The sequence below is a fragment of the Bradyrhizobium neotropicale genome, from assembly GCF_001641695.1.
Classification (GTDB): domain Bacteria; phylum Pseudomonadota; class Alphaproteobacteria; order Rhizobiales; family Xanthobacteraceae; genus Bradyrhizobium; species Bradyrhizobium neotropicale.
Genome location: NZ_LSEF01000064.1, coordinates 88967 through 108761, shown reverse-complemented (window position 1 = coordinate 108761; position 19795 = coordinate 88967). Strand labels below are relative to the sequence as shown.

Sequence of the window (19795 nt, the reverse complement as noted above, 5' to 3'; positions counted from 1 at the left end):
AGTTGTGGCGCGACCGTGTATCATAGGGTTGGGAGATTTTGCCAATGCTAATCCAGGTCGTTCATAGCCATCCGCTCGCAGATAGCTACAATCATGCGTTGTTCCAGACCATCGTCGAGACGCTGAAGCGCCGGCACGAGGTGATCGCGACCGATCTTTACCGCGAGGGGTTTTCCCCGGCGATGACCGCGGCGGAGCGGCGCAGCTACTATGAGGGCTCCTATGCCGGCGACGCGGTCGCGCGCCTCATCGGGGACTTGCGGCGGGCCGATGGCATCATCTTCTGCTTTCCGCATTGGTGGTTCTCGATGCCTGCCATGCTCAAGGGCTATTTCGACCGGGTCTGGGCGCCCGGAACGGCTTTTGCCCACGATCTGAGCGGCGGTCGCATCAGGCCGCTGCTGACCAATATCCGCCTGTTCGGCGTCGTGACGAGCTACGGCTCGCCGTGGTGGCTGACTCGGATCGTCATGCAAGACCCCGGCCGCAAGGTGCTGTTTCGAGCGCTGAAGCCGATGTGCGGACCTGGTGTTCGCTCGTTCCATCTGGCGCACTACGATATGGATCGGTCCACGCCGGCATCCCGGGCTGCCTTTGTCGAGCGCGTCCGCGCCAGGATCGCCGAAGTTTGATCGGGAGGGAGGCATGGGGCTTGGCCTAGAGGCTCGAATTTGGCAGAAGGGCCGCTGATTTCCCTACAGGATTTTCGGATGAGCACAGAACCGGTGGCGACTGAGGTTGGGCGCGATTTCATTCGTGACATCATTCAGGCCGACCTCGATCAGGCCAAATACAAGGAGATCGTGACCCGGTTCCCGCCGGAGCCGAACGGCTACCTGCATATCGGCCACGCCAAGTCGATCGCGCTCAACTTCGGCATCGCCCAGGAGTTTCCGGGCCGCTGCCATCTGCGTTTCGACGACACCAATCCGGTCAAGGAAGAGCAGGAATATATCGATTCCATCCAGGCCGACGTGCACTGGCTCGGCTTCGACTGGGGCAAGAACCTGTTCTTCGCCTCGGACTATTTCGAACGCCTGTACGAATGGGCCGAGAAGCTGATCCGCGACGGGCTCGCTTATGTCGACGACCAGACCCAGGAGGAGATCCGTACCTCCCGCGGCACGCTGACCGAGCCCGGCAGGAACTCGCCATACCGCGACCGCACGGTCGAGGAAAATCTCGACCTGTTCCGCCGCATGAAGGCGGGCGAATTCCCGAACGGCACGCGCGTGCTGCGGGCGAAGATCGACATGGCCTCGCCCAACATCAACCTGCGCGATCCCGTGATGTACCGCATCCTGCATGCGCACCATCCGCGCACCGGCGACAAATGGTGCATCTATCCGAGCTACGACTACGCCCACGGCCAGTCGGACGCGATCGAGAGCATCACCCATTCGATCTGCACGCTGGAGTTCGAGGATCACCGGCCGCTCTATGACTGGTTCATCGAGAAGCTGCCGGTGCCGTCCGAGCCGCACCAGTACGAATTCGCACGGCTGAACCTGACCTACACGCTGCTGTCCAAGCGTGTGCTGACCCAGCTCGTCCGCGACGGCCATGTCGCGGGCTGGGACGATCCGCGCATGCCGACCATGGCGGGCATGCGCCGCCGCGGCGTGCCGCCGGCGGCGCTGCGCGAGTTCGTCAAGCGCATCGGTGTGGCGAAAGCCAACAGCGTGGTCGACGTCGGCATGCTCGAATTCTGCATCCGTGAGGAGCTGAACCGCACGTCGCAGCGGCGCATGGCCGTGCTGCGGCCGCTGAAGGTTGTGATCGAGAACTATCCGGAAGGGCAGGTCGAGGAGCTCGAGGCGATCAACCATCCCGACGATCCCTCCGCGGGCACGCGCAAGATCGCCTTCGGCCGCGAGCTCTACATCGAGCGCGACGACTTCATGGAGAACCCGTCGAAAAAATTCTTCCGCCTGTCGCCGGGCAACGAGGTGCGGCTGCGCTACGCCTATTTCATCAAGTGCACCGGCGTGATCAAGAACGATGCCGGCGAGGTGGTCGAGCTGCGCTGCACCTATGACCCCGCGACCAAGGGCGGCAACGCGCCCGACGGCCGCAAGGTCAAGGCAACCATGCACTGGCTGCCGGCGGCGACATCGAAGCCGGCGGAGATCCGCATCTACAACCAGCTCTTCTCCAACCCGAGCCCGGATGCGTCGAACTTCGCCGCCGACCTCAATCCGGACTCGCTGGAGATCCTGGCCGACGCGCGGATCGAGCCGTCGGTCGCGGAGAGCAATTCGACCGAGCCGATGCAGTTCGAGCGCCAGGGCTATTTCGTGCGCGACAAGGACTCGACGCCCGGCAAGCCGGTGTTTTCGCGCACGATCGGTCTGCGCGACACGTTCGCGAAGGAAGTCGCCAAAGGCTGACAGGGGCTGAGGAGACGACATGCAGGACGAAGCCGGCGCCATCGCGTCCGCCATCATCGCCAAATGGTGCGCCGGCTTCGCCAGGCTCGATGCAGCGGCGCTGTCCTCGCTCTATTCGAAGAACGTCTTCTTCTTCGGCTCAAATCCGAACCTCTATCGGGGCAGGGACGGCGTCGCTGACTATTTCAACGGCCTGCCGCGCTGGCGTTCGCCAACAGCGGCCTTTTCCGAGGTGCGGGCAGGGCAGGCCGGTCCTGGCATCATCAACATGGTCGCGACCGTGTCCTTTGATCTTGCCGGCGAACGCCCGGAGCTCATCGTCAAGATGAGCTGGGTCATCGTGCGCGAGGATGGCGACTGGAAGATCGTCAATCACCACGCCTCGTCGCAGGCGCCGCTGATCTGACAGGCTACCGCGCACTGCTCACCATGAGGGGGCGACATTTCCCGTCCGCGGGCCGTCGCCTTCAGCGGTCGGTCAGATGTCGTAGTAGAGGTGAAACTCGTAAGGATGCGGTCGCAGCCGGATCGGATCGACTTCCTTCTTTCGCTTGTAGTCGAGCCAGGTTTCGATCACGTCGGCAGTGAAGACGCCGCCGCGCAGCAGGAATGCGTGATCGCGCTCGAGTGCGTCCAGCGCCTGGTCCAGCGATCCCGGTGTCGACTTCACCTCCTTTGCTTCGGCAGGCGGGAGATCATAGAGATTCTTGTCGATGGGGCTGCCGGGGTCGATCCGATTGTCGATACCGTCGAGACCGGCCATCAGCATTGCGGCAAAGGCCAGGTAGGGATTGCAGGATGGATCGGGCGTACGAAACTCGACGCGCTTGGCACGCGGGTTCGGCGAATACATCGGAATCCGGCAGCACGCCGAGCGATTGCGCTGGGAGTAGACCAGGTTGATCGGAGCCTCATAACCCGGCACCAGACGCCGATAGGAGTTCGTGGTTGGGGCGCAAAGTCCGCACAACGCCCAGGCGTGGGTCAAAAGCCCGCCGATGTAGTAGCGGGCGAGCTGGCTCAATTCGGCGTAGTCGCCCTTGTCGTAGAACAGGTTGGTCTCGCCCTTCCACAGCGACTGGTGAACGTGCATGCCCGAAGCGTTGTCCTCGAACAACGGTTTCGGCATGAAGGTCGCGGTCTTGCCGTGCTTGTGCGCGGTGTTCTTCACCACGTATTTGTAAATCATCAGATTGTCGGCCATGCGGGTCAGCGTGGTGAAGCGCATGTCGATCTCGTTTTGGCCGCCGGTTGCCACCTCATGGTGATGGGCTTCGATCTGGATGCCCAGCTGTTCCATGGTCAGCACCATCTCGGTGCGCAGCGCCTGCATGCTGTCGGTCGGAGGAACGGGAAAGTATCCCTCCTTCGGGCGCGGCTTGTGCCCCAGATTCGGCGTTTCCTCCGCGGCGGTGTTCCAGCTGCCTTCGCTGGAATCGATCTCGTGCATGGCATAGTTGATGCCCTGACCGTAGCGCACGTCGTCGAAGACGAAGAACTCCGCCTCTGGGCCGAAGTAACTCGTGTCGGCGCGCCCACTGCTCTTGAGATAGGCTTCAGCCTTCTGGGCGATGTAGCGGGCATCCCGGCTATAGGATTGGCCGGTCACGGGGTCGCGGATGTTGCAGATGAGGACCAGCGTCTTTGCCGGACTATAGGGGTCGACGAAGGCCGTCGTCGGATCGGCGACGACCAGCATGTCGCTCTCCTGAATCTCCTGGAATCCACGAATCGATGAACCGTCGAACCCGATGCCCTCTTCGAGCGCATCGACGCTCACCGCGCTCGGCGGGACGGAAAAATGTTGCCATAGCCCCGGCAGGTCAGTGAACCGCAGATCGATCATCTGGACCTTCTCGTCCTCGATCGCCTCCACGAGATCTTTGGCTGTCGCACATTTCGGAAACATGGCTCGCTCCCAGCATCATTGAAATGCACGTCTTGCGGGTCGCGTTGCCGTTCAGCCGCAGCCGAACGGCTTGCGACGGATTGTGGTCCTTGCTCTGTGTTGCCGCCCTCCAGCTTCAATTCGGTTTGGCGGCATTTGCCGTCAGGCGGCTAGGCACGCCGGCTACTTCAGCTTTGGTGAGGCCCGCGCATCAACTTCATGGCGTCTTCGATATGCCGCCAGGTCTTGGCGAGCTCGAGCTCGCCCTTTGACTCGAGATCGACGGCGTTCTGGGCTGCTTCCGCAATGGCTTTGGGGCCATGTGCTTCCAGCAGCTGCCGCGCATAGTCGTGGATTTCGATTTCTCGCATGGCGTCACCTCCTCTTGTCCGGGGCGCCACGCCAACCTGGCGGGGCCGGGAACGACAGACGTCGACACCTGTCAGGCGCAGCCAGTCTGCATCCTGGTGCAGCGCACTCGCAAGGGTCCTTTCCTGGGCATGGGCCGCGCCGATTGGATGCGGTTTCGGTCGCGGCAACACGGCGCAGGAAGGTGGGATGCATTTTCTCGGCTGCGCCCCCATTTAACTGGAAGAGGGGAGGTGAGCATCATGCGCATCCAACATTGGCAAGACGCTGCCAGCCTCCTGGTGGGCCTGTGGGTGGTCCTTTCGTCCTTTATCCTCGGCTTGTCCGGGGCGGCTGTCTGGGTCTCCATCGCGCTCGGGCTCGGTGTCATGCTGTTTGCCATCGAGGCATTTGTCATCCCGTCCTATCTGGAAGAGTGGGGAGAAATGCTGCTGGGCCTGGCTCTGCTGCTGGCACCGTGGACCATTGGTTATGAGCAGGTATCGGCCACGATGAGCAGCGTACTATCCGGCATCCTGGTGATCCTGTTCGCTGTCTGGGAGTTGATGACCGATCGCGACTTCAGCACCTGGTGGCACGATCGCTGGCATCGGCTGGCCGGCTGAGAAGAGGTGTTAGCCGGGCGCTTTGCCGACCGCCATCGCGGGCGGTCGAGAGTTCGAGGTCGGCTCGCTCGGAGGCGGTGCCGAGGGGAACGATCGTCGCTGCACCTCGACACGAACTCCGGTGCAGGGCCTTGCGGTCCTGCACCAGGCTCACCCCATCACATTGCGGCTCTGGGCTCGATCGGTTGCCAGATGCTGATCTTGCGGGTCTCCGGCATCAGGAAGACGGCAAGCACGAAGCACACCGCGGGCACCACGATCGGGTAGATCAGCGCGTAGCCGATGCTGCCGGTCGCGGCGAACGCCGCCGACGTGATGAACGGCACCAATCCGCCACCCCAGCCATTGCCGATGTGGTACGGCACAGAAACCGACGTGTACCTGATCCTCGCGGGGAAGAATTCCGCCAGAAACGCGCCGACCGGCCCGTACACCATCCCGACATAGCAAACGAGGATGAAGATGATGAAGGTCGCTGCCGGATAGTTGATGTTTCCGGGCTGCGTGACCGTCCCCAGCCACAGATACAGCGGATAATACGTGATCGCGGCGAGCAGCATGCCGCCGAGGATCACCGGCTTGCGGCCGATCAGATCCGACAGCCAGCCAAAGAAGATCAGGCTCGGCGTTGCAATGAGCAGGGCGGCTCCCACGATGTAGGCGGAGGTCAGCGGGTCCACCTTGGAGACCTGCTGCAGGAAGTACAGCGCCCAGAACTGACCGCTGTACCAGACCACGCCCTGTCCAATCAGGACCACAATCGCGATCCCGATGTATTTGATGTTCGAGCTGAGGAAGGCCTCCTTCCAGGGGTTCCTCGTCATCTGGCCGCGGGACCTGATCTCCTGAAAGATCGGGGTCTCCTGGAGCTGGAGGCGGATGTAGATCGCAATCGCCACCAGCAGGAAGGACAACAGGAACGGTACGCGCCACGCCCATTCGTCGAAGGCCTGGTTGCCGGCATATGTCCGCGTGAGGACGATGACGGCCAGCGACACCACGATTCCGAGAGTAGGCGAGGTCTGCAGCCAGCCGGTGTAGTAGCCGCGTCGATCGTCCGGCACATGCTCGGCAACGTAAGTGATGGCGCCACCATATTCGCCGCCCAGGCACAAGCCCTGGATCATGCGCAGGCCGAAGAGAACGAACGCGGCCGTGAGACCAATCGACTGGTAGGTCGGGATCAACCCGATCGCCCCGGTGCCCAATCCCATTCCGCTGAGCGTGATGAGAAAGGTGTATTTGCGGCCGACCCGGTCACCCATCCATCCGAACAGGAAGGCCCCCAGCGGACGGATGAGAAATCCTGCCGTGAACAGCGCAATCGTGCTGAGGAGGGCTGCAACCGGGTGGGATTGCTCAAAGAACTTGACCGAGAGAACCGCGGCCAGGCTGCCAAAGATATAGAAATCATACCATTCGATGATGTTTCCCACCGAAGCCGCGATGATCACGCGGCGAAAATCGCTCGGTACCTGCATGTGCGACTCCTATGGTTTCAAAACGTCTCCTCGCTTGTTTCAGCGGTCGATCTTCTCGCGGGAAGAGCGTGATGCGCGGCGTCGCAGGCGCCATTTCAAACAGTTGCGTCGGCAACGTCTGACCTCAGGCGCGCCTTGCGCCACCTGAGAAGAGCTCCGGCGGTCTCAGAACCGCGAGCTTTCCCTGCCTTGCCCATCTGTCGGGGAGGAGGGAACCGTATTGTAGTCCCACAACGGGCCGGTAACTTATGAGACTTTCGGCTCAATCGATGGGACACGAGCGTTCTGCGAGGAAGGTCGCTGGGTCCAATCCCCAGCGACTTCTGGTGAGCCGCGAACGGAAAGGCATCTCAGGCGTTGTGAGGGATCCGGAAAAGGATCCCGCCATGCAGAACATCGCAGAGCATATGGAAGTGATCGGCGCCGACGGCGTCCACATCGGCACGGTCGACCGTGTCGAGGGCAACCGCATCAAGCTGACCAGGAAGGACAGCGGTGAGGGCAGCCACAAGGGTCACCACCACTTCATCGACAAGGGCCTGGTCGCTGACGTCGAGGGCAACAAGGTCCGGCTCTCCGCCAAGGCGGCGGTCGCCGTGACGATGGAAGAGGAAAAGTAGCGCCCGTCTCGCTCGTTCCCGATCTGTACCCTATTCGCTCGCCTGCACGTTCCGGTAGCCTCCGCACCCGTCGCGTATCGTAAGGTGCAGGGAATGGCGGAGCTGGGCCGGCCAGTGCGCTCCCAAGGAGTAGCCGGGACTTGGCCGGTTGGCCGCGCCGCACCCGCCGGCGGCCTGGTGCCGGCGGGCCTCGGCCTCTGGTCGTCACTTGCGGACACATTGCAGGCCTGGGTGCGTGCCGAAGCGGGCGCGGGGCGGCTGTTGCCGTGGGTGCCGGTGGCCTTCGGCACCGGCATCGCGCTCTATTTCGCCGCCGACCACGAGCCGGTGCTCTCGGTTGCCGCCACCGTGGCGCTGCTGCTGACAGTCGGCGCCGTTCTGTTGCGGCGGAGCCGGCTGTTTGTCGTGGCGATCATGGTCGCCGCCATAGCGGCCGGCTTTGCCATGGCGACCTGGAAGACCGCGCGCATTGCGCACACCGTGCTGGCAAAGCCCCTCTATTCGGTGTCGCTGACCGGCTTCGTCGAGACCCGTGACATCCGCGAGCGCACCGACCGTTTCGTGCTGCGCGTCACCAGCATGGAGGCACAGCGCAGCGACGTCACGCTCGAGCGCGTCCGCCTCTCGGTGCGCAAGGGCACGGCGCCTGAGGTCGGCAGCTTCGTGCAGTTGAAGGCGCGGCTGATGCCGCCGCTCTCGCCGCTGCGCCCCGGCAGCTACGATTTCTCCCGCGACATGTTCTTTCAGGGCATCGGCGCTTCCGGTTTCGTGATGGGCGCGATCGCGACCTCGACGCCGCCCGACAGTGGAGGTTTGCGGCTGTGCTACGCTGCGTTCATGCAAGGCCTGCGTGACGCCATCGATGCGCGCATCCGCGCCACGCTCGATGGCGACAAGCGCGCGATCGCCACGGCGCTGCTCACCGGCCGGCGCGATGCGATCACCACGCCCGTGAACGACGCCATGTTCATCTCGGGGCTCGGCCATGTGCTCTCGATCTCGGGCTACCACATGGCGGTCGTCGCCGGCGTCGTCTTCTTTGCGGTTCGCGCGCTGCTCGCTTTGATCCCAGGCCTCGCCGTCAGCTTTCCGATCAAGAAATGGTCGGCCGCTGCCGCGCTCGTCGCCGCGGCGTTCTATCTCTTGCTGTCCGGCGCGGAGGTCGCCACGCAAAGATCGTTTTTCATGACCGCAGTGGTGCTGATCGCGGTGATGGTCGATCGCCGTGCCATTACCTTCCGGACGCTTGCAGTGGCTGCCCTGATCGTGCTCGCGGTCGCGCCGGAAGCGCTGGTTCACCCCAGTTTTCAAATGTCGTTCGCGGCAACGCTCGGGCTGGTAGCGCTGGTACAGATCGGCATGCCGAACCTGTTCGCCTCGCCCGATCATTCGACGACGGCGCGCATCGCGCTGTGGGGCGGCCGCGAGCTCGCGATGCTGTTCCTGGCCTCGCTCATCGCGGGGCTTGCGACCACGCCCTATGCCGCTTTCCACTTCCACCGTGTCACGCCGTTCGGAGTGCTCGCAAACCTTGCGGCGATGCCGGTGGTTTCGGCGCTGGTGATGCCGGCCGGGCTGTTGGGATTGGTCGCTGCGCCGTTCGGGCTCGACGGCGTGTTCTGGTGGCTGATGGGTGTCGGCATCGACTGGATGATCGCCGTCACGCAGTGGGTTGCGAACCTCCCGGGCGCAGTCGGCGGCATTGCCGCCTTCGGAAACGCGCCATTGGTCGCGGCGAGCATCGGTATCATCCTGATGGGGCTGCTGCGTACGCCCTTACGCTGGTCCGGTGCCCTCGTGCTTTTCATTGCGATCGTCTGGGCGGTGTCCGTGCGCCAGCCGGATATCCTGATCGCCGGCGACGGGCGTACCGTTGCAGTGCGCGCCAGCGACGGTCGCCTGCATCTGATCGCGGCGAACAAGGATGCGTTCCTCGCGAAGGAGTGGCTTGCGGCCGATGCCGATCCACGCAGCGCCGGTGACGCCTCGCTCGGCAGCGGCGTGTCATGCGACGAGGCCGGATGCGTGACCCCGCTCGCCGACGGGCGCCTGATCGCCCTGGCGCTGCGCGCCGACGCGCTGTCCGATGATTGCAGCCGGGCCGCGCTGGTGGTGACGGCACNGCGCCGCCCGATTGCGCGGCGATGGTGGTCGACCGGGATCGTCTGGCAGGACAGGGCGGGCTGGCGCTCACGCGTCGCGGCGACGGCTTTGCGGTGCAGGCGGTGAGGGCGAGGGGCGCAAACCGCCCCTGGTCGCCGGCCGGCGCCGGCGATGGTTATTATGAATCAAATCTCGCGCCACGGCCGGCCACACCGCGCTCCAGGGACGCAACGCCGTCGGAGGCCGACCTTCAGGCCGAGGACTGAAATCGATCGTGTCAGCCGATCGGCAGGCGTGTCACGGTCGGCTGCGGTCTATCGGCGGCCACTTGCGGCTTGTGCTCACCGACCGGCTGGGTCACCGGCAATTGCAGCACGGTTGCGCGCTGGCCTTCGACGAGCTGCGTCACCAGCACATACTTGCCGTCCGGGAATTCGATCGCATCATGATGGCGGTCCGGAATGTGCGGATCGACCTTGCCGAACTTGCCGACGCGGGAGTTGATGGTGCGCGTCCAGATCCAGCGATTGTCGTAGCGGACATTGTCGGCGAAGGCGAGCTCCGTCCCCGGCAGCAGGCAGACCGCGACCGAGAGATCGGCTTCCGAAGCGAAGCCGCGTGTCGAGGTGCCGCGGAAGGTTGTCGTGACGATCGTCTCACCGACCTGGGCGGGACGGGTCGCGACGGCATGCAGACTGTAGTCACACATCGCAAGTGCTCCTCATCAGAGATAGCGACCCGTGCCCCCGGAGGCCCAGGCCTCTATCAGGAAGGCTACGATGATATGCGATCTTGAGGGCAAATCTGCGACTTGTGTGCAGACCTGCCGATCACTTTATCTTTTCTACGTTCATCAAGAGCGTTTGGAACAAAGCGCGCTCCTGTGAATTCTTTTCTGCTGCGCTTGTCGACATCATTCCTGGATTCATCGGCGCCGCACCACACGCGGCGGAGGTCAGTTGCTCCGCGCGACGAGCATCGGCTCACGGCTCCGCCGAATGCGCTCAGTACTTCCGATACAGACCGATCAGCTTGCCCTGAATTTTCACGCGGTTCGGCGGCAGGATGCGCACCTCATAGGCGGCATTGGCGGGCTCGAGCGCGATCGAGGCGCCGCGGCGGCGGAAGCGCTTCAGCGTCGCTTCCTCGTCGTCGATCAGGGCAACCACGATGTCGCCGGTGTCGGCGGTCTCGTTGCGCTGGATCAGCGCCATGTCGCCGTCGAGGATGCCGGCCTCAACCATCGAATCGCCGCGCACTTCGAGCGCGTAGTGCTCGCCCGAGCCGAGCATGTCCGGCGGTACGCTGATGGTGTGGCTGCGGGTCTGCAAGGCCTCGATCGGCGTACCGGCCGCGATGCGGCCCATCACCGGCACTGCGACCGGACGCTCGCCTTCGTCCACCGGTGCACTGGAGCCACGCACCTTGCCGAGATTGCCTTCGATGACGCTGGGCGTGAAGCCGCGCCGGTTTCCGGCGGCAGCCTGGAGCTCCGGTAGCTTGATCACTTCGATGGCGCGGGCGCGATTGGGCAGGCGCCGGATGAAGCCGCGCTCCTCGAGCGCGGTGATCAGGCGATGGATACCGGACTTCGAGCGCAGGTCGAGCGCGTCCTTCATCTCGTCGAAGGAGGGCGGCACGCCGCTTTCCTTCAGACGCTCGCTGATGAACCGCAGAAGCTCGTATTGTTTGCGCGTTAACATCTCGACCAAATCCCCCGGTTGATGTCGTTCGATTCCGAGACGCTCAATTCAGCGGCAAGCCGCTAGATGCTCGAAACAAATCATGAACGGACACTATATGTTCGATATGTGTTCCGCAACTGCTTAATTTACCGTGAACGCGACAAAGTTCGCGGAACACGTGTCGCCGTTGCGTTCAACCGGGCAGCCGCAACACCTCGCAGGGCGCGCCGGCGTCGGCCTTCGGCGCGAATGGCGGCCGCACGACAAGTACCTGTGCCGCAGCGAGATTCGCAAGCAGCGAGGAGTCCTGATGGTTGACGGGCAGCGCAACCAGCGTGCCGTCGTCGCGCACTTCGAGGCGCGCGCGAAGATAGTCCTCGCGCATGTCGTTGGCACTGAGGTCGCGGCCGAGCACGGCGCGCTCGCGGCGGTGGTGAATCACTGCGCGGCCGGCAAGCGCGCGAATCAGCGGCACCGCGAACAGGAAGCCGCAAACGTAGGATGACACGGGATTGCCGGGCAGGCCGATCACGCGCATCGCGCCGAGATGCCCGTGCATCATTGGCTTGCCCGGCCGCATCGCGATCTTCCAGAACGACATCGAGATGCCCTCGGCCTTGAGCGCCTGCTGGACCAGGTCGTGGTCGCCGACCGAGGCGCCGCCGGTCGTCAGCAGGATGTCGGCGCCACTCTCGCGCGCGCGGCGGATACCGGCCGTGGTGGCCTCCAGGGTATCGGCGACGACCCCAAGGTCGATCGTTTCGGCGCCTTCGCTGCGGGCGAGCGCGTGGAGGGCGTAGCCGTTGGAGTAGACGATCCGGCCGGGCCCGGGCGTCGAGCCCGGCATCACCAGCTCATCGCCGGTCGCGAGGATCGCGACCTTCGGACGGCGGCGGATGGGAAGGCGGGGATGGTTCATGCCGGCGGCGAGCGCGAGGTCGCGCTCGGTGAGGCGGGTTCCCTTCCGCAGCAGCACGTCGCCCTCGCGAAAATCGACGCCGGCGGGGCGGATGTGCCGGCCGGCAATGGCGGCCTCCTTGATCGTGACGCGCTTGCCCTCAGCGACCGTATCCTCCTGGATCACGACGGCGTCCGCGCCATCGGGAACGACGCCACCGGTGAAGATCCGCACCGCTTCGCCGGCGCCCACCGTCCCCGCGAACGGCCGGCCCGCGGCGACCTCGCCGATCACGGAGAGCTGCGTGTCGACATTGGCCACATCGCTCGCGCGCACGGCGTAGCCGTCCATCGCCGACATCGCCTGCGGCGGCTGCGTACGCCGGGCCGCAACATCGCGCGCGAGCACGCGATGGAAGGCATCGTCGAGCGCGATCGTTTCCTCGGCCAGAGGCTCTGCACCCGCGAGTACGGCGGCAAGCGCATCGGAAACCGGCATGAGGGCCACGGCGAACTCCCGCTACAAATCGAAGGACTGGTCGGCAAGGTTCTAGCCGAGTGGAGGGGCCGAAGCAAAAGGGCTCCGGAAGCGCAGGTCACGCGCACGTCCCTGCGATGTTGACCAGGCGGGAAATCTATTTCTGCAGCAGTAGCCGCACCAACTCGGCCTGCCGACTCACGCCGGTCTTATCAAAAATCCTCGACAGGTGGCTGCGTGCGGTTCCATCGGTGATGCCGAGCCGCTCGGCCGTGGTCTTGCGGCCGTCGCCCTTCACAATCTCGAGCGCGAACGCGGCTTCGGCGCGGGTGAGGCCGTAGCGCTCGCGCAACGCCTCGAGTCTTGCCCGCGCATTGGGCTCCGGGTCGGTGATGAGCAGCATCGCGCTCGAGCGCCAGCCGGAGGCGAGCGGCACGGCGCTCTCCGTCCAATCGCTGCCGACCGGCGTCACCTGCACGTGCAGCGGCATGCGGCCGGGCGGCCGGCGCAGGCTTATCTCGCCGCCGATGCGAACAGGATTGTCGAGGCTGCACGAACCGATCAGCGTCCGCAGACGGCGGCCGTCTTCGCCGTTGACGGCGCTCAGCGCGCCCGCCTCGATCACGACGCTATCGGCGACGTCGAGCAGTTCACGCGCGCGGCGATTGACGAAGACCGGGCGTGCCTGAGCGTCCGCGAGCACGAATCCCTGATCGAGTTCGTCGAGGCCCGCCAGCGCCGCGCGGCCGGTGATGTCGAGCTGGTGTGTGCGCCGCTGGATGGCAACGGCGCGCACGAGATGCTGCGCCAGGGTCGCAAACAGCCGCCGGGACTTGCCGCCATAGGACGGCAGGTTGGACGGCCGGTGGATGGTCAGAATACCCGTGGCGTTATGATCGACCAGCAAATTGGTCGTCAGCGGCTCGGTGTCGAATCCGGCCGGCTGCCACCATTCATTGTAGAAGTCGCTGCGGGTGAATTCGTCGCGCGTAATGAAATCGCCGATGGTGAAGACCTCGCCGGGCGCCCTGCCGATGCCGAGCGGCAACAGGGGGTTGCGCGGCGCCCAGCCGAGCAGGTTCTGCACACGCTCGGGATCGATCCGGGGCGACAGCAGGCTGGAGAGGCCGCTTCCGGGATCATAGACGCCGAACAGGATGCGGCCGCCTACGGCATCGTCGATGCGCGTCAGCACGCTTGCCCAGCGGCTTCCGTCGAGCGCGGTGTCATAAATGGCGCCGACGAGGTCCAATACGGCGTCGTCCGAAATATCGCCGGCCTGCATTCAAAAAACCTCAAATTGCAATGCGGCATTTGAGCGCGCGCCGGCGCCACGGGCAAGGGCAGAAAAGCGGCAGACGCGCCGATGTTGCCGCAAAGCCGCACCGAGCCTGCATTCCCGGCGCGGTCGTCAATGCATCCGACGAACGTCAGATGCCTCTGTGTCCGGCGTTTGCAAGGTTTCGAGGCAGACACGATGTCATCGATTCAGAGCGGGGACGAAAATGCCGACGTCAGCAACCCAATCGGGCCGAAATCTCGTATTTGCGATTGTTGTCGCCGCGCTGTTGCGTCGATTGAACCAGCGGTTTGCTGCTGCCTTTGTTCTGGCAATTGGTCCAATTTTCTTCTCGGCAACGGCCATGGCGGGTTGCAATTCGGGAGCCGCGGGCAACACTGATTTGCTGAACAGCGCGAACTGCCAGGCCATTGCGACCGGTGCCGCTGATACCGCTGTCGGTTTTGGTGCCACAGCAGCAGGCTCCAATAGCGTGGCCGTTGGCGACGGAGCGTTCGTCAATCCAATTGCGAATGGCACGGCAATCGGCGCATCCAGCTTGGCCGGTGCCGCTGGGACCACGGCCGTTGGTGCATCTGCGACGGCTCAGGGGACCAATTCCACAGCCGTAGGATACAAGGCATTCAATAACGGCGACACCAATGATACTATCATGGGCGCGCAGGCGAAGATTTTTGCTGGTGCGAACGGCACGGCTATTGGTGAGGGTGCGATAATTGGCCTGTCTTCTTCAGCCGCCAACAATACGGCCATCGGTCAAGGCTCTGTGGTTGATGGACTGAATTCAACTGGATTGGGGCAAGGATCGAGGGCTATCGGGGACGGCTCAACCGCATTGGGGCAGTCGGCTACTGCGACGGCGATTGGTGCGACGGCCCTGGGCCAGGGCACGTCGGCGACCTTCGTGAACTCGACGGCTGTCGGTGCCGGTGTGGCGACCACCCGTGCGAACCAGGTCGCGGTCGGCACCGCGGCTAACACCTACACGCTCGCGGGCATCACCTCTGCGGCCAGCCTCGCGGCCCAGTCAGGCCCGGTCAGCCTGGTCACATCGGATGCGGCCGGCAATTTAGCTGTCGTCAACGCGTCGAACATCGCCAGCGTCACTGCGCTCTCCGCGCTCGACGGCCGCGTGACCAATCTCGAGACCAATGTGCGCTCGCTCAATGCCGACATGCGCAAGGCCTTCGAGGGCTCGGCGGTGGCGATCGCGATGGGCGGCGCGGCGTTGCCGGACAACAAGAGATTCGCGATCTCGGCGAACTGGGGCAATTTCAGCGGCGAGAACGCGTTCGGCGGCATGGCGCAGCTTCGCCTCAGCAACAATTTCGTCGCCAACGCCGCCGTCGGTGCCGGCTTCGCCCGCGGCGGTATCGGCGGCCGTGTCGGCGGAACGCTCGCCTGGTGAGCATGCGATCGAAAGCGGCACTGATTCTGTGCCTTGCGACGGCCGCGCTTCCGCTGCGCGAGGTGCGGAGCGAGGGCCCGAAGCCGTCGCCGCATGCGACGCCGACCCCGGCCAACATCGACCGCAACGGCGTATTGATCATGATCCGCTCGTCGCTGCTCGCGCTCGACCAGGCCAACAAGACCGGCAACTACACCGTCCTGCGCGATCTCGGGGCGCCCGGGTTTCAGGTCAACACGGCGGCGAAGCTCGCCGATATCTTCGCCAAGCAGCGCAACGACAATATCGACCTCTCCGGCGTTGCCGCGCTCGATCCGCAATTGACCGTGCTGCCGCAGATCGAGGGTAACGGCATGCTGCACATGGCCGGCTTCTTTCCCTCGGTGCCGACGCAGGTCAATTTCGAATTGCTGTTTGCGCCCGTGGGCGGGCAGTGGCGGCTGTTCGGCCTGTCCGTCAATCTCGGGCAGGCCGCGCCGGTGCCGCCGGCTGCGCCGGCGCCGTCACCGCCGCCGGCATCCTCCGCGCCGCAGTCGTTGCCGGCCCAGAAGCAACCAGTCGCCCAGGCTCACAAATCCGTGCCCGCGCCGAAGCCGGAAGCCGTCAAGGAATAGGGGACCATCCAGCGGTCAGTCGAATGCGTGCCTCAGGCCCGGCGCGACTGGATGACGAGGCAGATTGGCACCAGCGTGGCGATCGCAAGGACGAGCGCGACGAGGGCCATGGCCAACATCAATCCGCTCCTGTTGGCTCGTTCGGACTGGCGTCGGACGTCACATCGGGCGCCTTGGGACTCTGATCCTTGTCGGGCAGGGGGTCGGCCTGAGACTTCAGATCGGCGGCCTTGCTGACGAGCTTGGCCGAGAGATCCGAGTCCGAGGTGCTTCTGGCGAATTGGAGCAGAAGAGAGGCCTGCTTGGTGAGGTAGGTTTTGCCCAACACGACGATCAGTCCGGTGTAGAAATCCCAACGGACTCTTAAGAGTCCGGAATCAGGGATTCCGTTCCAGGAACTTTGTACGAAATTGCACAAAGTGAGTTGGTTCCTCATCGCGGGGAATCGGTTCCGGGGAACCATCGGCAGGATTGACCAAGCCCCAGGACGCCCGCGCTCAGATCCCGAGCGCCTTGAGTGCATTGCCGACGTCGACGGGTGAGGTGACGTGCACCGCCGTCAGTCCGCGGGCCCTCGCCCCCTCGACGTTCTCGGCGAGATCGTCGAAGAACACGATGCGCCCGGCCGGCACGCCGATCGCGGCCACCACGTGGTCGAAGGCTTCCGCATCGGGCTTCCGCAGTCCGATGCTGGAGGACAGGTACAGCTCGCGGAAATGGCCGAGCAGGTCGGCATATTCCTTCGAAAAATAGTCGACATGCGGCTGGTTGGTATTGGAGAAGGCGTAGAGCGGCATGTGCCGTGCAGCGCGTGGCAACAGCTCAGCAATGTCGGGCATCTCGCCGGTAAAGACCGCGTTCCAGCCCTCCAGGAACTGCGCATCCGAAAGGCCGATCCCGAGCGATGAGCGCAGCGAGTCGAAATACGCCTCGTCGCTGAGCTTGCCGGTCTCATGCAGCCGGTAGGCCTCGTCACGCACGTAGCGCGCCACGATGGCCTCGGGCTTGCAGCCGGCATGTCCCGCCCAGCAGGCGATCGTCCTGGAGAAATCGATGTCGAGCACGACGCGCCCGAGATCGAACAGAAGGGCATCCGCGCTGCCGGGAGAAAGCGAAGTCATTGCGTCCTTTCAGATCAATATCGATACGGCTCGATGTCGAGCAGAGGAAACGCGCTGAATACGCTCGGCGCGTTGGTAGCGGTTGCCGGATGCAGGCAGGACTTGTCGATTTCGGCGAACGAGGTGGCGCCCAGCAGGCCAAGGCAGCGCAGCACCTCATCCTCCAAGAGCTCCAGCATCCGCGTCACGCCGGCTTCGCCCGCGGCCGCCAGCGCCCAGCACTGCAGCCGGCCGATCCCGACCATGTCGGCGCCCGCCGCGATCGCCTTGACGATGTCGGTGCCGCGGCAGAAGCCGCCATCGACCATGATCTTGGCGCGTCCATTCACGGCCTCGACGATCTCGGGCAGCACATGCATGGCGCCGCGGCCGTGGTCGAGCTGGCGGCCGCCATGGTTGGAAACGTAGATCCATTCGACGCCGTGATCGATGGCGATCAGCGCGTCCTCTGCGGTCGCGATTCCCTTCAGGATCAGCGGGATCTTGAACTTGTCCTTGATCATCTTCACGGTCCGCCACTCCAGCCCCTTCTGGAAGTCGCCGCCGGTGGCGCGCAGCCGGCTTTCACGAACATAGCGTTTGGCGATGTCACGCTCACGACGGCTGTAATGAGCGGTATCGACGGTCAGGCAGAAGGCGGCATAGGTGTGCTTCACGGCCCGGCTGACGACATCCTCGACGAAGGCGTCGTCGCCGCGAACATAGAGCTGATAGAAGCGCAGCGCATCGGGCGCGGCCTCGGCGGTCTTTTCCAGGCCCGGGTCGGACACCGAGCTCAGCATGTGCGCCGCTCCGAACGCGCCGGCGCCGCGCGCCACGCTGGCCGCACCATCCGGATCGAATATCTCGAGCGCTCCGACCGGGGCCAGGACCACCGGCAGGCGCATCTTGCGGCCGAACAGCTCGACGGAACCATCGACCTTGCTGACGTCGCGCAGTACGCGCGGGCGGAATGCGATCTCGTCGAGCGCCATGCGGTTGCGGCGCATGGTGGTCTCGGTCTCGGCCGCGCCGACGATGTAGTCCCAGGCGTTCTGGTTGAGGTTGGAGCGCGCCTTCCGGATGAATTCGTGCAGGTTCTGGAACGGCTCGTTGCTGGCGCCGAGTTCGACGTTCCGATCCGGCCGGATGCGGGGCGCTTCGTTCATTGTTATCCTCCCGAGAATTTGAAGCCTTAAGTCATCGCCTATCCCGTCCGGCCCTCCAAAACCATCCTAAAATCGCATAGCTGCAAGGCGTGGGCGGGCCGACCGAGTCCCGCCTGGCGCGAAACGGTGTCGGAACGTTGCCAAAAATTTAGGCCACCACGAAGCGGATTTTACGGTGTACCGGCCGGCGTCGCAGGCCGGCCTTGAAGAAACCAGAATGGTATTGTGAGAAACGGGCTGGATCGCCATTTGCATGGCGCCTCCCAAGCCCCAAGCGAAAAGGCCACCCCATCCATGCGGAAATCCCTGCTGTTTCCCCTCGGCGCGCTCACCGGCGCGTGTCTGACCCTTCTGATGACCGGTCCGCAAGGCGGACACTGGGCGGCGCGGGCGGCGGTAACTGCAGATGATGCCTATTCCCAGCTCAACCTCTTCGGCGAGGTGTTCGAGCGCGTGAAGGCGAGCTACGTCGAGAAGCCCGACAACGCCAAGTTGATCGAAGGCGCGATCACGGGAATGGTGACCTCGCTCGATCCGCATTCGCGCTACATGAACGACAAGTCCTGGACCGAGATGCAGGAGACCACCTCCGGCGAGTTCGGAGGGCTCGGCATCGAGGTCACGATGGAGGACGGCCTCGTCAAGGTCGTCTCGCCGATCGACGACACGCCGGCGTCCAAGGCCGGCATTCTGTCCGGCGACCTCATCAGCAAGATCGACGGCGAGGCCGTGCAGGGCATGACGCTCGAGCAGGCCGTCAACAAGATGAAGGGGCCGGTCGACACCAAGACCAAGCTCACCATCGTGCGCAAGGGTGCGGATGTTCCGCTCGACATTGCGATCACGCGCGAGATCATCCATGTGCGCCCGGTGCGGTTCCACGTCGAGAACGGCGACATCGGCTATATCCGCGTCACCTCCTTCAACGAGCAGACCACCGACGGCCTGAAGAAAGCGATCGCGTCGATCTCCAAGGAAATCCCGCCGGAGAAGCTCGCGGGCTATGTGATGGACCTCCGCAACAATCCGGGCGGATTGCTCGACCAGGCCGTCTCGGTATCGAGCGCCTTCCTGCAGCGCGGCGAGGTCGTCTCGACCCGCGGCCGCAATCCGGAAGAGACCCAGCGCTTCACGGCGCATGGCGGCGACCTCACCAAGGGCAAGCCGCTGATCGTCCTGATCAACGGCGGCTCCGCCTCGGCCTCCGAGATCGTGGCCGGCGCGCTGCACGACCACAAGCGCGCAACGCTGATCGGCACGCGCTCGTTCGGCAAGGGTTCGGTGCAGACGATCATCCCGCTCGGCTCTGGCAATGGCGCGCTGGCGCTGACCACGGCGCGCTACTACACGCCGTCGGGGCGGTCGATCCAGGCCCAGGGCATCGCGCCCGACATCGAGATTCTCCAGGACGTGCCGGCCGAGCTGAAGGGCCGCGTCGACACCATGGGCGAGGCCTCGATGCGCGGGCATCTCTCGGCTGCCGACGGCACCGAGCAGACTGGTTCGCAGTCCTACGTGCCGCCGGAAGAGAAGGACGACAAGGCCCTGCACGCGGCCTTCGACTTCCTGCACGGCGTCACCGTGAACGCCGCGGCTGCGAAGCCGGCACCGAAGACCGCGGTGCCGAACTAAGCTCTATCCGTCCTTGTGACCTCCGGCATCGCTCGGGAGTGGATAGCCACTCCCGG

At 64.4% G+C, this 19795-nt stretch carries 18 protein-coding genes and 2 pseudogenes; 10 read left to right on the top strand and 10 right to left on the bottom strand.

The features are described 5' to 3' along the window. Positions 1-44 precede the first annotated feature (44 nt). From AXW67_RS22865 to AXW67_RS22855, 3 genes are all read left to right on the top strand, one after another. Positions 45-632 (top strand): NAD(P)H-dependent oxidoreductase, encoded by a 588-nt coding sequence (locus tag AXW67_RS22865; protein ID WP_063679659.1) that lies wholly within the window; start codon positions 45-47, stop codon positions 630-632. A gap of 78 nt (positions 633-710) precedes the next feature. Beyond that, a complete protein-coding gene (locus AXW67_RS22860) occupies positions 711-2390 on the top strand; it encodes a glutamine--tRNA ligase/YqeY domain fusion protein (protein ID WP_063679658.1) in 1680 nt (559 codons plus the stop codon). 19 nt (positions 2391-2409) lie between these two features. Beyond that, entirely contained in the window at positions 2410-2796 is a 387-nt protein-coding gene (locus AXW67_RS22855) for a nuclear transport factor 2 family protein (RefSeq protein ID WP_063679657.1), read from the top strand. A 72-nt stretch (positions 2797-2868) separates the two neighbouring features. Here the strand turns inward: AXW67_RS22855 and glnA are convergent, their stop codons facing one another. Both glnA and AXW67_RS22845 read right to left on the bottom strand, forming a co-directional pair. After that, complete coding sequence (gene glnA / locus AXW67_RS22850; RefSeq protein ID WP_063679656.1) at positions 2869-4299, bottom strand: type I glutamate--ammonia ligase; 1431 nt, start codon at positions 4297-4299, stop codon at positions 2869-2871. 167 nt (positions 4300-4466) lie between these two features. Next, positions 4467-4649, bottom strand: coding sequence for a hypothetical protein (locus AXW67_RS22845; protein ID WP_027550704.1), 183 nt, complete (start codon positions 4647-4649; stop codon positions 4467-4469). A gap of 240 nt (positions 4650-4889) precedes the next feature. Between AXW67_RS22845 and AXW67_RS22840 the strand changes: the two genes are divergently transcribed. Continuing rightward, positions 4890-5252, top strand: coding sequence for an SPW repeat domain-containing protein (locus tag AXW67_RS22840; RefSeq protein WP_063679655.1), 363 nt, complete (start codon positions 4890-4892; stop codon positions 5250-5252). A gap of 158 nt (positions 5253-5410) precedes the next feature. On the opposite strand, the gene AXW67_RS22835 is transcribed toward AXW67_RS22840, so the two are convergent. Then, positions 5411-6733, bottom strand: coding sequence for an MFS transporter (locus AXW67_RS22835; RefSeq protein ID WP_063679654.1), 1323 nt, complete (start codon positions 6731-6733; stop codon positions 5411-5413). Between the two features lie 386 nt (positions 6734-7119). Here AXW67_RS22835 and AXW67_RS22830 point away from each other — a divergent pair, with 386 nt between their 5' ends. The 3 genes and pseudogenes from AXW67_RS22830 to AXW67_RS44225 all read left to right on the top strand — a co-directional run. Then, the gene (locus tag AXW67_RS22830; RefSeq protein WP_027550707.1) at positions 7120-7353 is read left to right on the top strand and encodes a DUF2171 domain-containing protein; all 234 of its coding nucleotides are present in this window, start codon (positions 7120-7122) and stop codon (positions 7351-7353) included. A 93-nt stretch (positions 7354-7446) separates the two neighbouring features. Beyond that, positions 7447-9475 (top strand): annotated as a pseudogene (locus AXW67_RS22825) (ComEC/Rec2 family competence protein); the annotation flags it as partial. A 1-nt stretch (position 9476) separates the two neighbouring features. After that, positions 9477-9722 (top strand): annotated as a pseudogene (locus AXW67_RS44225) (ComEC/Rec2 family competence protein); the annotation flags it as partial. Between the two features lie 11 nt (positions 9723-9733). On the opposite strand, the gene AXW67_RS43265 reads toward AXW67_RS44225, so the two are convergent. From AXW67_RS43265 to AXW67_RS22805, 4 genes are all read right to left on the bottom strand, one after another. Further along, complete coding sequence (locus AXW67_RS43265; protein ID WP_063679653.1) at positions 9734-10165, bottom strand: hypothetical protein; 432 nt, start codon at positions 10163-10165, stop codon at positions 9734-9736. 295 nt (positions 10166-10460) lie between these two features. After that, positions 10461-11159: a transcriptional repressor LexA gene (lexA, locus tag AXW67_RS22815; RefSeq protein WP_063679683.1), complete on the bottom strand. Its 699-nt coding sequence runs from the start codon at positions 11157-11159 to the stop codon at positions 10461-10463. A gap of 175 nt (positions 11160-11334) precedes the next feature. Further along, positions 11335-12546 carry a molybdopterin molybdotransferase MoeA gene (locus tag AXW67_RS22810; RefSeq protein WP_063679652.1) on the bottom strand — a complete coding sequence of 404 codons (1212 nt, stop codon included), beginning with the start codon at positions 12544-12546 and terminating at the stop codon, positions 11335-11337. Between the two features lie 127 nt (positions 12547-12673). Further along, entirely contained in the window at positions 12674-13801 is a 1128-nt protein-coding gene (locus tag AXW67_RS22805; RefSeq protein WP_063679651.1) for a helix-turn-helix transcriptional regulator, read from the bottom strand. Between the two features lie 220 nt (positions 13802-14021). Between AXW67_RS22805 and AXW67_RS40715 the strand changes: the two genes are divergently transcribed. After that, positions 14022-15224, top strand: a complete 1203-nt coding sequence (locus AXW67_RS40715; protein ID WP_161491279.1) for a hypothetical protein — start codon at positions 14022-14024, stop codon at positions 15222-15224. A gap of 2 nt (positions 15225-15226) precedes the next feature. Next, positions 15227-15838, top strand: a complete 612-nt coding sequence (locus AXW67_RS42085) for a hypothetical protein (RefSeq protein WP_063679649.1) — start codon at positions 15227-15229, stop codon at positions 15836-15838. A gap of 118 nt (positions 15839-15956) precedes the next feature. Here AXW67_RS42085 and AXW67_RS22790 read toward each other — a convergent pair whose 3' ends face one another. The 3 genes from AXW67_RS22790 to AXW67_RS22780 all read right to left on the bottom strand — a co-directional run bounded on the left by AXW67_RS22790 (position 15957) and on the right by AXW67_RS22780 (position 18107). Next, positions 15957-16166: a hypothetical protein gene (locus tag AXW67_RS22790; RefSeq protein ID WP_035683996.1), complete on the bottom strand. Its 210-nt coding sequence runs from the start codon at positions 16164-16166 to the stop codon at positions 15957-15959. Positions 16167-16335: 169 nt separating this feature from the next. Next, positions 16336-16959: an HAD-IA family hydrolase gene (locus AXW67_RS22785; protein WP_063679648.1), complete on the bottom strand. Its 624-nt coding sequence runs from the start codon at positions 16957-16959 to the stop codon at positions 16336-16338. A gap of 14 nt (positions 16960-16973) precedes the next feature. Further along, positions 16974-18107, bottom strand: a complete 1134-nt coding sequence (locus AXW67_RS22780; RefSeq protein WP_063679647.1) for an alpha-hydroxy acid oxidase — start codon at positions 18105-18107, stop codon at positions 16974-16976. Positions 18108-18401: 294 nt separating this feature from the next. Between AXW67_RS22780 and AXW67_RS22775 the strand changes: the two genes are divergently transcribed. Then, positions 18402-19739 carry a S41 family peptidase gene (locus AXW67_RS22775; protein ID WP_027550716.1) on the top strand — a complete coding sequence of 446 codons (1338 nt, stop codon included), beginning with the start codon at positions 18402-18404 and terminating at the stop codon, positions 19737-19739. The last annotated feature ends 56 nt before the right edge of the window (positions 19740-19795 follow it).